At 68.0% G+C, this 14,939-nt stretch carries 13 protein-coding genes; 9 read left to right on the plus strand and 4 right to left on the minus strand.

Annotation, left to right across the window (positions count from 1 at the left end):
* Positions 1-10 precede the first annotated feature (10 nt).
* Positions 11-1,885 (plus strand): cobaltochelatase subunit CobT, encoded by a 1,875-nt coding sequence (cobT, locus tag ACI6GS_RS01790; protein ID WP_439816060.1) that lies wholly within the window; start codon positions 11-13, stop codon positions 1,883-1,885.
* Positions 1,885-2,907, plus strand: coding sequence for an esterase-like activity of phytase family protein (locus ACI6GS_RS01795; protein WP_439816061.1), 1,023 nt, complete (start codon positions 1,885-1,887; stop codon positions 2,905-2,907). The genes cobT and ACI6GS_RS01795 overlap by 1 nt, the downstream gene beginning before the upstream one ends.
* A 13-nt stretch (positions 2,908-2,920) precedes the next feature.
* Here the strand turns inward: ACI6GS_RS01795 and ACI6GS_RS01800 are convergent, their stop codons facing one another.
* On the minus strand, positions 2,921-3,463 hold the full coding sequence (locus tag ACI6GS_RS01800) for a queuosine precursor transporter (RefSeq protein ID WP_439816062.1): 543 nt from the start codon (positions 3,461-3,463) through the stop codon (positions 2,921-2,923).
* A gap of 28 nt (positions 3,464-3,491) precedes the next feature.
* On the minus strand, positions 3,492-3,791 hold the full coding sequence (gene rpmB / locus ACI6GS_RS01805; RefSeq protein ID WP_439816063.1) for a 50S ribosomal protein L28: 300 nt from the start codon (positions 3,789-3,791) through the stop codon (positions 3,492-3,494).
* A 391-nt stretch (positions 3,792-4,182) separates the two neighbouring features.
* On the opposite strand from rpmB, the gene ACI6GS_RS01810 reads away from it, so the two are divergent.
* From ACI6GS_RS01810 to ACI6GS_RS01830, 5 genes are all read left to right on the plus strand, one after another.
* Positions 4,183-5,352, plus strand: coding sequence for an extracellular solute-binding protein (locus tag ACI6GS_RS01810; RefSeq protein ID WP_439816064.1), 1,170 nt, complete (start codon positions 4,183-4,185; stop codon positions 5,350-5,352).
* 84 nt (positions 5,353-5,436) lie between these two features.
* Positions 5,437-6,534, plus strand: coding sequence for an ABC transporter ATP-binding protein (locus ACI6GS_RS01815; protein ID WP_439816065.1), 1,098 nt, complete (start codon positions 5,437-5,439; stop codon positions 6,532-6,534).
* A 168-nt stretch (positions 6,535-6,702) separates the two neighbouring features.
* On the plus strand, positions 6,703-7,584 hold the full coding sequence (locus ACI6GS_RS01820) for an ABC transporter permease (RefSeq protein ID WP_439816066.1): 882 nt from the start codon (positions 6,703-6,705) through the stop codon (positions 7,582-7,584).
* A 10-nt stretch (positions 7,585-7,594) separates the two neighbouring features.
* The gene (locus ACI6GS_RS01825) at positions 7,595-8,470 is read left to right on the plus strand and encodes an ABC transporter permease (protein WP_439816067.1); all 876 of its coding nucleotides are present in this window, start codon (positions 7,595-7,597) and stop codon (positions 8,468-8,470) included.
* Positions 8,471-8,564: 94 nt separating this feature from the next.
* A complete protein-coding gene (locus ACI6GS_RS01830; RefSeq protein WP_439816068.1) occupies positions 8,565-9,731 on the plus strand; it encodes an extracellular solute-binding protein in 1,167 nt (388 codons plus the stop codon).
* Positions 9,732-9,918: 187 nt separating this feature from the next.
* On the opposite strand, the gene ACI6GS_RS01835 is transcribed toward ACI6GS_RS01830, so the two are convergent.
* Positions 9,919-11,235 carry an NtaA/DmoA family FMN-dependent monooxygenase gene (locus tag ACI6GS_RS01835; RefSeq protein WP_439816069.1) on the minus strand — a complete coding sequence of 439 codons (1,317 nt, stop codon included), beginning with the start codon at positions 11,233-11,235 and terminating at the stop codon, positions 9,919-9,921.
* A 14-nt stretch (positions 11,236-11,249) separates the two neighbouring features.
* Positions 11,250-11,903, minus strand: a complete 654-nt coding sequence (locus ACI6GS_RS01840) for a TetR/AcrR family transcriptional regulator (RefSeq protein WP_439816070.1) — start codon at positions 11,901-11,903, stop codon at positions 11,250-11,252.
* Between the two features lie 232 nt (positions 11,904-12,135).
* Here ACI6GS_RS01840 and glnT point away from each other — a divergent pair, with 232 nt between their 5' ends.
* Positions 12,136-13,494 (plus strand): type III glutamate--ammonia ligase, encoded by a 1,359-nt coding sequence (gene glnT, locus ACI6GS_RS01845; RefSeq protein WP_439816071.1) that lies wholly within the window; start codon positions 12,136-12,138, stop codon positions 13,492-13,494.
* A gap of 277 nt (positions 13,495-13,771) precedes the next feature.
* Positions 13,772-14,932 (plus strand): aromatic ring-hydroxylating oxygenase subunit alpha, encoded by a 1,161-nt coding sequence (locus ACI6GS_RS01850; RefSeq protein WP_439816072.1) that lies wholly within the window; start codon positions 13,772-13,774, stop codon positions 14,930-14,932.
* Positions 14,933-14,939: the final 7 nt, after the last annotated feature.

The raw sequence follows: 14,939 nt of genomic DNA on the forward strand, positions 1-14,939 counted from the left end.
GCGGCGCGGGATGAGCAAGGAAAGTCCGGTCGAGCCGTTCAAGCGCGCGGTCGCCGCGTGCATGCGCGCACTGGCCGAGAACAACGACCTGACTGTCGCCTTTGGCGCGGAAGGGGCCAATGCCAAGGGCAGCCGGATCCGCCTGCCCTTGCCCTCCCGCGACCTTCCGGCGGCCGAGGTCGCCCAGGTGCGCGGCCAGGCCGACGGCATCGCCCTGCGCATGAGGTATCACGACGAGAAGAGCCACGCCGCGCTTCTGCCCGTCGGCAGCAATGCCCGCGCCGTGTTCGAGGCAAGCGAGCAGGCCCGCGTCGACGCCATCGGCTCCAACATGTTCGAGGGCGTCAAGCAGAACCTGACCGCGGTCCTGGAGGAACGCTGCCGGGTGCGGGGCTATGCCCGCGTGCGCGACAAGACCGAGGCCCCCCTGGCCGAGGTCGTGGGCCTGATGGTGCGCGAGCGCCTGACCGGCCAGGTGCCCCCGGAGTCGGCGCGCCAGATGGTCGAGTACTGGCGCCCCTGGATCGAGGAACGCGCCGGCGAAGACCTCAGCCGCCTGACCGACTTGGTCGGGGACCAGAACGCCTTTGCCAAGATGGCGCGCAAGGTCATTGCCGACCTCGACCTGGGCGACGAGCTGGGTGCTGATCCGGAGGACGCCGAGGGCGAGGACGAGCAGGAGGATCAGGGCCAGGGCGAAGGCGAGTCGCAGGCCAATCCGTCCGAAGGCTCCGACCCCGACGGGAGCGCCGCGGAGGAGGCCGAAAGCGCCGAGGGCGGCAGCGAGGACGGCACCGAGACGACGGTCCAGATCGAGTCCGACCGCCCCATGCCCGGCTCCGACGGCGAGGATGCGGGCGAGGGCCACCGCCCCTGGCGCCCCGACACGGGCGCGGCACCCCAGCGGGGCGAACCGCCCTACCGCGCCTACACGACCGAGTTCGACGAGCAGATCCTGGCCGAGGACCTGTGCGACGCCGACGAACTGACGCGCCTGCGCTCCTATCTCGACCAGCAGCTCCAGGCGCTGCAGGGCGTGGTGTCAAAGCTGGCCAACCGGCTCCAGCGCCGCCTGATGGCCAAGCAGAACCGCTCGTGGGAATTCGACCTGGAGGAGGGGATGCTGGATGCCGCGCGCCTGTCGCGCATCATCATCGATCCCATGCATCCGCTCTCGTTCAAGCGGGAGCTGGACACCAAGTTCCGCGATACCGTCGTCACCCTGCTGATCGACAATTCGGGCTCGATGCGCGGCCGGCCGATCACGGTGGCCGCCACCTGCGCCGACATCCTGGCGCGGACGCTGGAGCGCTGTTCGGTCAAGGTCGAGATCCTGGGCTTCACGACCCGCGCCTGGAAGGGCGGGCAGAGCCGCGAGCGCTGGCTGAAGGAGGGCAAGCCCACCAATCCGGGCCGCCTCAACGACCTGCGCCACATCGTCTACAAGCAGGCAGATGCGCCCTGGCGCCGCGCCCGGCGCAATCTGGGTCTGATGATGCGCGAAGGCCTGCTGAAGGAGAACATCGACGGCGAGGCCCTGCTCTGGGCCTATAACCGCCTGCTGGCGCGGCCGGAGCAGCGGCGCATCCTGATGGTCATCTCTGACGGCGCACCGGTCGACGATTCCACCCTGTCGGTCAATCATGGCAGCTACCTGGAGCGGCATCTGCGCCAGGCGATCGAGATGATCGAGAATCGCTCGCCGGTCGAACTGATCGCCATCGGCATCGGCCATGACGTGACGCGCTACTACCAGCGCGCGGTCACGATCGTGGAGGCCGAGCAGCTGGGCGGCGCCATGATGGAAAAGCTGGCCGAGCTGTTCGACGAGCAGGACGGCGGCCAGGCTCAGGGCCAGGGACGCCGGCGCCGCCGGGCGGCCTGATGCGCCGACGAAAGGCGCGGGCCGGCCGCCGTGCCGTCCTTGCCCTTGCGTCGGTCCTGCTGGGCTCCGCCTCCTGGGCGGCGGCGCCGGCTGGCGATCCGCCGGTGGCGATCGCCGTGCGCGCCCAGGCCATTCCCCTCGACCCCTCGGACCCGCAGCTTGACCGCATCGGGCGCCTGGCGTGGCGCGGCGGTGTGGCGCTGTCCTCACCCGAAGGACAGTTCGGCGGCCTGTCGGGCCTGGTGGTGTTCGACGCCGGCCGGCGCTTCGCCGCGGTCAGCGACGAGGGCCGCTATGTCGTGGGCAGCCTGGTGCACGAGGGCGGCCGCCTGTCCGGCATCGCCGACATCCGGCTGGGCCACCTTGTCGGCCTGGATGGCCGACCCGTCGCGGGCAAGTCCCTGGCCGATGCCGAGTCGCTGCGACTGGACGCGGACGGGCACCTGCTGGTGGGGTTCGAGCGCGACCACCGGATCTGGCGCTATGGCCCCCTGCCCGACGGCCTGGCTGCCGTGCCCAGCCTGGTCGCAACGCCCCCGGCGCTGCAGGCGGCCCCCGGCAATAGCGGGCTGGAAGCGCTGGCCGCCTTTCCCGACGGGCGCCTGCTGGCCCTGACGGAAGGCCTGCGCGACGCCCGCGGCGACTATGCGGGCTGGGTGCGCGACCCGGCCGGCGCCTGGGGCGCCCTGGGCCTGGTGCGGACGGGACTGTTCCAGGCGACGGACGCGACCGTGCTGCCCGACGGTGCCCTGGTCATCCTGGAGCGCAGCTACACGATGGCGGACGGACCGGCGGCGCGCCTGCGCCTGCTCCAGGGACCGGACATCGCACCGGGCGCCCGCCTGCGCGGTGAGGAACTGGCGGCGCTGTCCGTGCGCCAGAACATCGACAACATGGAGGGGATCGACACCTGGACCACGCCCGAGGGCGAGGTTCGCCTGGTCCTGATCTCGGACGACAATTTCAGTCCGCTGCAGCGGACCCTGGTCCTGGAATTCGCGCTGGAGCCGCCCGCGAACTGACGCGCAGGCCGCCTCAGGCGGGCACGGGGGCCAGGCGGGCGGACAGAGCCCGGAACGGGGCCAGGAGAAGCACGGCAAAGGCCAGCTTCACCGCCAGGTCACCCAGCGCCAGCGTCACCCACGGCACCTCGGTCCCGGCAAAGGCAAGGGAGAAGAACAGCGCGGTGTCGGCGATCGAGCCCAGCGATGACGAGACCAGCGGCGCCCGCCACCAGGATTGCCGGCGCAACCGGTTGAACACGCTGATGTCGAGCAGCTGGCCCAGCAGGAAGGCCGTGCCGGAGGCGAGCGCGATGCGCGGATCGGCCAGCCATATCGACAGCACGACCGCTACGGCGAAGCCGGCATAGACGGCGCGCCTGGCAGCCTGCGGCCCCAGCGCCCGATTGGTCACGTCGGTGACCAGGAATGCCAGGGGATAGGTGAAGGCGCCCCAGGTCAGCACCTCGGCCAGGCCCAGGGCCTGAACGGGATACTGCACCAGGATGTTGGACGCGACGACGACGGCAACCATTGCGGCCACCGCCTTCAGCACGGCCAGGTGCCGCGCGGTCATCGCCATGCGTCCGGCCGGACGTCCGGGATCAGGCCGCCTGGGCCTGAACCTCGGTCCGCTTCTCGACCAGCTTCTTCAGGCGGCGCAGGCGCAGCGACAGGGCTTCGCCCGTCGACTTGCGCAGGAACGCATCCAGGCCGCCCACATGCTCCACGGAGCGGAGCGCATGGGTCGAGATCCGCACGTGGACGGTCTGCCCCAGCGAGTCGGAGATCAGCGACACATTCACCAGATTAGGCAGGAAGCGCCGCCGGGTCTTGTTGTTGGCGTGGCTGACATAGTTGCCAGTGAGTACGCCCTTGCCAGTCAATTCACAACGTCGCGCCATGTCGTCACCTTCAGGCGGAATGCTTCGCACTCGGGTTTTAGCGAAGGGCGCTAGATAGAGGGTGAGGCCGGCAGGGTCAAGGGAATTCAAGGCTTTTTCTTGCGGCCGTGCCTGCCTGTGGCGTATGGGTGCACCCCGCGCCTGGGGCCGGCGATGGAACGCGCCGCGCGCCCCACCCGGCCGGGGTCCACTTTGCCGCAGCGCATGATTGTTCGGGCCCGATCCCTCGTGCAATCTGGTGTGGGGGGCGCCGGGGCAGCGCATGCCGCTCTTGAGCCACCTGAGGAGTACCGTGCCGGGACGCAGTCCGCGATGGCAACAGCACTGTCACATCGCGGTGCTAGACCCCGTCGGTCCGTCCTGAAATGCGGTCGAACGAGGGGATTCACCTGTGAAGCGCGATGACCAGAAAGCGTCCAGCCTGCTGACCCAGGCCGCCGCACGCCAATTCACCCGCCGCACCCTGCTGGGCAGCGCCGCCGCCGGCGTCGCCCTGGCCGCGGCCGGCCCGTACTTCATCCGCAACGCCCGCGCCAGCTCGGGCGAGGTGCGGATCATGACCTGGTCCGGCTACGACTTCTCCAAGTCGGTCGAGACCTTCCAGAACGCCACCGGGATCAAGGTGACCATCACCGACTTCCCCGACCAGGACAAGATGGTCGCCCAGTTCAAGGCGACCAACGGTGAAGGCTTCGACCTGGCCGAGCCGACGTCCGACCGCGTGCCCAACTGGGTGGAGCAGGGCCTGATCCAGCCGCTGGACGAAACCAAGGCGAACCTGGCGGGCGTCAAGGATGCCTTCCTGGCGGGCGCCGCGGCCAAGGACGCGGTGGTGGACGGCAAGCGTTACGCGACCCCCACCGTCTGGGGCACCGAGGCGCTGGCCTTTGACAAGGCCGCCGCCCCGCTGGAATACGGCACCGCCAGCTATGCCGACCTGTGGAAGCCCGAATACGCGGGCAAGGTCACGCTGCGCGCCCATTCGGGCCTGGTCGGCATCGGCCTGATGCTGGAGGCCCAGGGCAAGCTGCCCGCGCCAATGCGCGAGAGCTTCACCAGCGAAGAGACGATGGTGAAGAACTACGACGTCATCATCGCGACCGCGATCGCCGCGCGGAAGTCGGTGGCGCAGTTCTGGACCGACGAGAACTCGGCGCAGGGCGCATTCCGCGCGAACGGCTGCGTCATCGGCCAGAACTGGGACACCTCGGCCGGTGCCATGCAGAAGGAAGGCCTGAACATCGGCTATGTCGCGCCCAAGGAAGGCGCGCTGGCCTGGCTGCAGAACTGGGTCGTGCCGGCCAAGGCCGCCAACCTGGACCAGGCCTATGCCTGGCTGTCCTGGTTCAACTCGGCACAGGGCTCGGCCTACTGGGCGCAGTCGTTCAGCGCCAATCCGGTGGCCAAGGGCTCCGACGACGAGATGCCGGCCGAGAGCAAGGCGTTCCTGGCCGCGTCCTATCCGGGCGACGCGCTGGAGAAGCTGTGGTGGTGGCCGGCCCAGCCGACCTGGTTCGTGACCAAGCGCAACGAGTACGCCGACCGCTTCATGTCGGCCTGAGTGCGCCCACCTGACTGACTGACCGGCGCGCCCGACGGACCCGGGCGCGCCGGCACCTTTGTGATCGAGTGACGGGACACGCGCATGGCGTTGAAGGGCGAAAGCGTCGAGATCGATTCCGTCACCATGCGCTTCGGCACATTCAATGCCGTCAGCAACGTCTCACTCACCATCGAGCCGGGCGAGTTCTTCAGCTTCCTGGGGCCGTCCGGCTGCGGCAAGACCACCCTGCTGCGCCTGATCTCGGGCTTTGTCGAGCCGACGGAGGGGGCGGTGCGCATCGGCGGCCGGGACATGCGCGGCATCGGCCCCAATGCCCGGCCGACCGCCCTGATCTTCCAGAACCTGGCCCTGTTCCCGCTGATGTCGGTGGCAGAGAACATCGCCTTCGGCCTTGAGGTGCGCGGCGTGGGCAAGGCCCAGCGCCGGGCCAAGGCGGAGGAGCTGCTGGAGCTGATCGCCCTGCCCGGTGCCGCCGACAAGAAGCCGGCCGAGCTGTCGGGCGGCCAGCGCCAGCGCGTGGCGATCGCCCGGGCCCTGGCGGTCGAACCCAAGGTCATGCTGCTGGACGAGCCGCTGTCGGCCCTCGACCTGAAGCTGCGCCAGCACATGCGGGCCGAGTTGCGGGCGATCCAGAAACAGACGGGCGTCACCTTCATCTACATCACCCACGACCAGGGCGAGGCCCTGACCATGTCCGACCGGGTGGCGGTGATGAGCCAGGGCCGCATCCAGCAGGTCGACCGCTCCGCCATCATCTATGACCAGCCCGCAACGCCCTTCGTTGCCTCGTTCGTGGGCGAGAACAACGCCTTTGCCGGGCGCGTGGCCGGCCTGGACGGGGGCGTGGCCACGATCGACGGCCCGGCCGGCCCCTTGCGCGGGCGCGCCGGCCCGGGCCTGGCGGCGGGGGCCGACGCCATCCTGTTCGTCCGGCCCGAACGGCTGGCCCTGCTGGCGCCGCACCAGGCGGCCGACAATCTGCTGGACCTCCGAGTCCAGGACGTCGCGTTCGAGGGCAGCTTCGTCATCTACCACCTCGATGGCGGCGGCCGCCCCGTCCAGCTCAGCACCGTCAATGACGGCGCCAGCCACCTGCTCAGCCCCGGCACCCGCGTGCGCGCCGGTTTCGCCATCGCCGACGCCATCGTCCTCCCCCACGGAGCGCTGGCCCGTGACTAGGGCATCGCCCGCCACTCCCTCCCCTGTCGCGAAGCGATGGGGGAGGGCCGGGGTGGGGGCGGGACGCACCATTTCGGCCCGTGTGCCCCCTCATATCGTGGGATATCGCCCCCACCCTGCCCTCGCCCATCGCTTCGCGACGGGGGAGGGTTCCATGGCGCTGCCGTCATGACCGGCCTGTTCCGGCGCTATGGGACGGTGCTGGCGCTGACGATGCTGGCAACGAGCCTGATCTGGATGGTGGCGCTGATCGTGCTGCCCAACCTGATGATGGTCGACCTGTCCTTCCGCCCCAACCTGCTGCCGGCAGAGATCGGCGGGCCCAAGGACGTCCACACGCTCGCCAATTACGAGACGCTGTGGCGCAATTCGATCCATTTCGGGATCTTCCTCAAGACGATCTGGGGCAGCACACTGGTGACGGCCCTGTCGCTGGCCGTCTGCTATCCCATCGCCTACTACCTGGCGCAGGAGGCTGGGCCGAACCGGGCGCCGCTGTTCATGATGATGCTGCTCATCCCCTATTGGGTAAACGAGCTGCTGCGCACCTTCGCCTGGTACATCATCCTGGGCTACACGGGTCCGCTGAACGCCGTGCTCCAGGCCCTTGGCATCACGAGCGAGCCGATCCGCTTCATCTCGGGCGATACCGGCGTGATGATCGGCCTGGTCTATGCCTACATCCTGTTCATGGTCCTGCCGCTCTACAGCGCGATCGAGTCGCTGGATCGCAACCAGATCGAGGCGGCGCGCGACCTGGGCGCCTCCACCTGGCGCATCCACTGGCGGATCGTGGTGCCGCACGCGAAGCCGGGCATCGTCGTCGGCTGCATCATGACCTTCATGCTGGCGGCCTCGTCCTATGCCGTGCCCTCGATCCTGTCGGGCGGCAGCCGCTGGTTCACCGAGATCATCTATGGCTGGTTCTTCGACGGCCAGAACTGGAATCAGGGGGCGGCCTATGCCTTCATCCTGCTGATCCTGTGCATCGGCTTCATCCTGGGCATGATGGCGCTGTTCCGCGTCCGCCTGGGCGATATCGCCAAATAGGGGGGCGGCGATGCGCGGTTCCAGCCTGGTGATGCGGATCTACCTGATCCTGTTCTTCATCTACCTGTTCCTGCCGCTCGGCATCATGAGTGCGGCGACCTTCAACGACAGTCGCTTTCCGACCGTGATGCCGTGGCTGGGTACCACCACGAAGTGGTTCCAGACGCTGTGGAACGACAACGCCATGTGGACGGCCCTGGGCAACAGCCTGATCGTGGCGGCCGGCGTCATCGTCATCTCGGTCCCCGTGGGGATCATGGCGGCGCTGGTCCTGGGCGGCCTCAACCGCACGGCACGGTCGATCACCTATGCCGTGATGGTCTCACCCCTGCTCACCCCGGGCGTCATCATCGGCATCTCCACCCTGATCTTCTGGAACCGGCTGGGCGTGTCGGGCGGGTTGCACCTGGCCGTGATCGGCCAGTCCAGCTTCATCATCGCCTATGTGATGCTTCTGGTTGCAGCGCGGATGGAGCGCTTCGACCGCACGCAGGAGGAGGCGGCCCTGGACCTGGGCGCCAGCCATATCCAGACCTTTCGCCGGATCATCCTGCCGCACCTCAGGCCCGCCATCCTGGCCTCGTGCGTGCTGGCCTTCCTGCAATCGTTCGAGAACTACAACACGACGCTCTTCATCCGCGGCAACGAGAACACGCTGACGACCTACATCGCGAACAAGGTGCGGTCGGGCGTGAACCCGTCCCTCAACGCGCTGGGCCTCGTCCTGATCGTGCTGACCGTGCTGGGCGCCATTGCGTACGAAGTCCTGCGCCGGCGCGAGGCGGCCCGATCCGCCGCGGCCAAGGCGGCGGAACTGGCCGCGGAGCGGGCCGAGGACGCCGCCATGCCTGAGCGGCCCCTGGCCCCCATGGCGGCGCCGGCCTGACGCGGCGCGACCGCGTGCCCCTTGTCGAGGGATGCCTGACCCGCTTCGATGGGGCCAGGGTTGGGGACCGGCTGGAGCGGTGATGGGCAAGGGCATGACGACACGCGCCGGGGCGACGGCACTGGCGGCCCGGGCCCTGAGCCGCCGCACACTGCTGGCGGCGGGACTGGCCTCTGCCGCCCTTGCCGGGGCCCCGCGGCCGCTGCGGGCGGCGAACCCGGCGCCGGCCACATCCTCGGGCGACCTGCACTGGCTGACGTGGGAGGATTTCGCCCCCGCCGACCTGGTGGAACGGTTCACGGACGAGACGGGGATCAGGCTCAAGGTTACGACCTATGCCTCGAACGAGGAGGCGCTGAGCCGGTTGCGGGCGGCAGCGCCGGGGTTCGACCTGGTCAACCCCACCGTGACCTGGGTCGGCCGGCACCTGGACGGCCACACCCTCCAGCCCCTGGACCTGGCGCGCCTGAAGAACGCAGGCAACATGCTGCCGGCCTTTGCCGACCGGGTGGATGCGATGGGCTGCACGCGCGACGGCAAGCTCTTCGCCCTGCCCTGGGACTGGGTGTCGGAGGCCCTGGCCTTCAACCCCGCGGCCGTTCCGCTGACCTATGGCGCGGCGTCCTATGGCGACCTGTGGAATCCGCGCTATGCCGGCCGGGTCACGATCCGCCCCCGCTCAGCATTGCTGGGCCTGGGCCTGTGGCTGGAAGCCCGGGGCGACATCCCGACCGGGACCATGCGGCAGGCCTATGTCGAGCAGGAGGCCTTCACCCTCGGCTATGGCAAGGCAGCGGACTACATGATCGCGCACAAGACCCAGATCAGGCAGTTCTGGACCGGCACCGCCGACCACCAGGCGGCCTTCCTGCAGAACGGGGTGGTCCTGGGCCAGACTTGGGACAGCCCGATCTTTGGCATGCAGAAGGAGGGCAACAGCGTCGCCCTGCTGGCCCCGACCGAGGGGGCCCTGGCCTGGGTCGACGCGGTCGCGATTCCGAAGGGGGCGCGTAACCTGGACCAGGCCTATGCCCTGATCGACTGGATGCTGAAGCCTGAGAATGCGGGGTTGATGGTCGACCTGACCGGCTACAACAGCGTCGTGGCGGGTGCCGCGGCCCATGCCTCGCCCGCCTATGCCGCGTTCCACGCCGCGGCCTTCCCCGCCGACGCAACGGCCCGCCTGTGGATCCAGGGCGAGGAAAAGCCCTGGTTCGTCACCGCCCGCCAGGAGATGGCGGACAAGGTCCAGGCGGCGTAGGGGCGGGACGTCTTTCTCCAAACCGGCCTCATCCTGAGGTGCGAAGACCTTCGAGACGCCGCCTGCGGCGGCTCCTCAGGATGAACGACACGTAGCCTCGAAGGATGGGCGGCCACCGCGCGGGTGGCCCATCCTTCGAGACGCGCCTTCGGCGCTGCTCAGGATGAGGTTGGCCTGATTGGGTGTCTCAGAAGGCCAGGAGGTTGTCGCGCAGCGTGCCGTCCACGTACTTCGTGCGGGTGAGGCCGCGGCGCTGGAGTGCGGGGACCAGGCCGTCGCACACTTCCGCGATCAGGCGGCGGTTGACCGAGTTGGTGTGCGTCGTGATCAGGAAGCCGTCGCCGCCGACCTCCTCCATCGTCTCGCCCATCTTGTCGGCGACCTGATCCGGCGTGCCGATCAGTTCGACCGAGGCGACCAGGCCGCCCGACGCCTCCACCACCAGTTCGCGCAGGGTCTTGCCCGAGCCCCACTTCTGGAACATGTCGAGCGAGGTCTGCTCGCCATTCGTCACAAGACGCTCCTTCAGCGGCTCGTCCAGCGGGAACTTCTTGAAATCGATGTCGGTGATCGCCGCGATCAGCGCCAGGCACTGTTCCAGGAACAGGGGATCGGCAATCTGGCGCGCCTGCTTGGCCTGGGCCTCCGCCTCGGTCTCGCCCAGCACGGGGGCGACCAGGTACAGGATCTTGACGCTGTCGGGATCGCGGCCGTGGGCCTCGGCCCTGGCCCGGATGTCATCCCGGAAGGCCTTCATGGCGGCGGGACCGGCGGCCACCGCGATCACGCAGTCGGCATATTTGGACGCGAAGTCACGTCCTGCGGGCGAGCCGCCGGCCTGGAGCATGGTTGGCCGCCCCTGAGGCGAGCGCACCGTGTTGAGCGGCCCCCGGCACTTGAAGTACTTGCCCTTGAAGTCGATGGTGCGGACCTTGGTGTAGTCGGCATAGATCCCGCGTTCCCGGTCGCGGACGATGGCATTCTCGTCCCAGCTCTCGAACAGCTGGTTCACCAGGTCCAGGTATTCGTGCGCCATCTCATAGCGCAGGGCCTTGGGCGGCAGCTGGTCCATGCCGAAGTTCTGGGCGGCGGCATTTTCCGCGCTGGTGACGATGTTCCAGCCGAAGCGGCCACCCGCGATGCTGTCGACGGTCGAGCACAGGCGCGCCAGCATGAACGGCGGGTAGGCCAGGGTCGACATGGTCGCGACCACGCCCAGCTTCGAGGTCGCCCCCGCGATCAGGGTCGCAAGCGGCACGGGATCGTGCTTGGGCGAGAAGCCAGTGCCGTGCTTCAGCGAGATCTCCATGCTGCCGCCATAGGCCTCGGGGATCGCCAGCTTGTCCTCCAGCATGATCAGGTCGAAGCAGGCGCGCTCCAGGGCCTGGGCCATCTCCACGTAGAACTTGCCGTCCCACGGCAAGCCGCCATTGGCGAACACGCCGTTCCATTCGTCGGTCGTGAAGTTGGTGAACCAGCCAAGGTGGAAGGGTTTCGCCGACATGCCGGGGTGCGTCCTCAGTCGCTGTGGTTGGGGGAATCGGGGTCGTCGCGGAGCAGCAGGCTCCACAGGACTTCGCGGAAGTTCTCGATGCCGCTGTCGATCGTCGGCGCATCCTCGGTGAACGAGTGGGCGACGATCCCGTCGAGCTGGAGCGAGCAGAAGCGCGCCATCTGGCGCGGGTCGAGCGGGCGCAGCAGGCCCTGCTCGACGCCTGCCTTCAGGGCTTCCGCGATCAGCGTGCGCTCGAACCGGTAGAAGCGCTGCACCTCGGCCCGGGCCGGGGCCAGGGCTTCAGTCGTACCGCTGTCGTCCATCATCATGCGGATCAGGGCGCGCATTGCCTGCGGCTTCTGCCGGTGCACGTCCAGCCAGGCGTCGATCAGGCGCAAGGGCTCGGCGGCGCGTGCCTTCAGCGCCTCGTAGGTCGCGATGAGCTCGGCCGTCAGGTGACCCATCGCCTTGGCGAACAGGTCCTCCTTGCTCGCGAAATAATAGTAGATCAGGGCCGGGTTGATGCCGCATGCGGCACCGATGTCCTTGATCGTGACCGTCGCCAGGCTGCGCCGGGCGAACAGGTCCAGGGCGGCTGCCAGGATCTGTTGCTGGCGGTCGCCATCGGCCGGCACAGCGGCGGGGCTGCGCGCGCGCACCGCCCTAGGGCTTCCCATGGGTGTCCTCCGGGACAGGATTTCTTGTTCTTGATCGGGCAATTGAATCGCGCAATCCGACGCCACTCAGCCTGATATCTGGCGGAGTGCTGCGGCTTTCCTGAATCCGGCGCGTGCCCATACTTCAGCTATGGCATGCGCCTTTGGCGCCGCCAAGGGGTGCCAGCCAAATTTTTGATTGACCAATTAATTGATGCCACCCGACACTAGTCCGGTCACGGACGGAGGGAGCATGGGGGCGGATCTGGACGCGAAGGCGTTGAAGGCACGGCTGGCGGAGCAGGGGGTAAAGTTCGCGGTGCCGTCCTATGTGGACATGCACGGCGTGCCAAAGGGCAAGATCGTGCCCATCAGCCATTTCGAGAAGATGGCCAAGGGCTCGGAGCTCTATACCGGTGCCGCCCTTGACGGTGTGCCCCAGGACATCTCGGATGACGAGGTTGGCTCCGTCCCCGACCTGGCGTCTGGCTTCGTCCTGCCCTGGGACCCGAGCATTGCGTGGTTCGCCAGCGACCTGGCGATCCAGGGCACGCCGTTCGAGGCGTGCAGCCGCAACATCCTGAACCGGGTCATGGCATCATACGCCGAGCTCGGCTACCAGCCGCAGCTGGGGATCGAGGCCGAGTTCTATGTGCTGAAGGATGCGCCCGGCGGCGGCTATGCGCCGGTTTCGGACCGCCCGCACCTGGACAAGGCGGCCTATGACGCGGTGCGCCTGCTCGACAACATGGGGTGGATGGGCGAACTGGTCGACGCGATGAACGCGCTTGGCTGGGGGGTCTATTCCTTCGACCACGAGGACGGCATCGGCCAGTTCGAGGTCGACTTCAACTATTTCGACGCCCGCACCATGGCCGACCGCTATGTCTTCCTGCGGATGATGGTGCACGAGATCGCGCGCCGGCACGGGCATTTCAGCTCGTTCATGCCCAAGCCCTTCCAGGACCGTGCGGGCAGCGGTGCGCACTACAACATGTCGCTGAAATCGCTGGAGACGGGCGCCAACCTGTTCCAGGCGGGTGACGAGGATCCCCGGAAGCTGAAGCTGGGCACGCTCGGCTATCACTTCATCGCCGGCGTCCTGCGTCACCTGCCGGCGATCTGCGCCGTGATCGCGCCCACCGTGAACAGCTACAAGCGCCTGACGCTGGAGGGCAGCGCCTCGGGCACGACCTGGGCGCCGGTCTTCGTCTGTTATGGCGACAACAACCGCACCAACTCGCTGCGGGTGCCCGACGGCGGCGGCCGGGTGGAGCTGCGCGTGCCCGATTCCGCCTGCAACCCCTATCTGGGGGCGGCCATGGTCTTTGCCGCAGGGCTGGAGGGCATCCGCGAGAAGGCCGATCCGGGAGAGCCGCATCACGAGAACATGTACTTCAAGACGCCGGCCCAGTTGGCGGCCCTCAACGTGCGCAAGCTGCCCTCAAGCCTGGGCTCGGCGCTCGACGCGTTCGAGGCGGATCCGCTGTCGCGCGCCGTCTTCGGTGACGCGATGTTCGACTCATGGCTCAGCTACAAGCTGGCCGAGTGGTCCGCCTTCTCGTCCCACGTCACCGACTGGGAAAAGGGCCGCTACCTGAAGATGTTCTGACGTTGCAGTAGATGCTGCGAGACGGGCCCCTTCGGATCCTTCCTCAGCATGACGCCGTTGGTATTGGTCAATGATTCAACAACGACCGTCATCCTGAGGAGCCGCCCTTCGAGACGCCGCCTGCGGCGGCTCCTCAGGGCAAGCTGGGCGTCTCGAAGGATGCGTGCCCAACGGCAACGCCTGCTCAAACCACAGTCCGAAACTCCGTGAACCGCCTTCTGCAACCCGCGTGTCACGATCGGGGCAACACGGAGCCCGCGGCAAAGGAGTGAACGTCATGGCGGCGACATCCGACCTGTTCGATCCCGAGCATTACAGCGCCGTGCGCAAGCCGCTGAAGGAGGCCTGCGCCTTGCCGCGGGAGGCCTATACCGAGCCTGCCTTCTACGCCCGCGAACTGGAGCGGGTATTCCGGCCGTCCTGGAACTTCGTGGCCCGCCTGGACGAGTTGCCCAATCCCGGCGACTACCTGGTCTTTGACCTGGCGGGCGAGTCCGTGATCGTGGTCCATGGCAGCGATGGCGCACCCCGCGCCTTCGTCAATTCCTGCCGCCACAGGGGCACGCGCCTGCTGGAGGGGGCGGGGCGCTGCGGCAAGCTGATCTCCTGCCCCTATCACGCCTGGGCGTTCGATACGGAAGGCCACCTGATCGCGACGCCGGGGATGGAGGATGTCGCCTGCTTCGACAAGGCGGAGTGGGGGTTGGTGCCTGTGCGGCTGGAGACCTGGGCCGGCTTCATCTTCATCACGCTGAGCGCGGCGACGCCGCCGCTGGCGGAATTCCTGGGCAATGCGCCAGAGGTCTTCGCCCCCTACAACTTCGGCGACATGGTCTGCGTCCGGCGCAAGGACTATGTCCTCGACTGCAACTGGAAGATCTATATCGAGAACGCGATGGAGGACTACCACACGCCGACCGTCCATCGGAAGTCGATCGGCCTGCAGGAGACCCTTCTGGAACAATCCAGCGAGAACTGGGACGCGATCTACATGGAGTCGGATCGGACCATCGCGATCCTGGCAGAGGATACGACACCGTTCCCGTCGATCCCGACACTGGATGCGCGCACCGCGAAGCGGTCCTACTTCGCGACGATCTATCCCGGCATGTTCTTCGTCGCGACGCAGGACTGCATGTGGTGGCTGCAGGTGATCCCGCTGGCGCATGACCGGATGAAGGTCAGCCATGGCGCCTGCTTCCCCCGCGGCATCACCGAGCGGCCCGACTTCGCGCACGCGGTCGCGCCCTATTATCGCCGCTGGGACAAGTCGATTCCGGAGGACAACGACATCTCCCTGGCCCAGCAACTGGGCCTGAACTCCCGCCTGGCGCGGCCGGGGCGCCTGTCATTGCACGAACCGGTCGTCCACATCATGGCCAACTGGATCCTGGACCGCGTGCTCGACCAAAGCCCTGGCGTCTCGGCCGCCGCCTGAAGGACCC

The organism is Zavarzinia sp. CC-PAN008, from assembly GCF_051903925.1.
Classification (GTDB): Bacteria; Pseudomonadota; Alphaproteobacteria; order Zavarziniales; family Zavarziniaceae.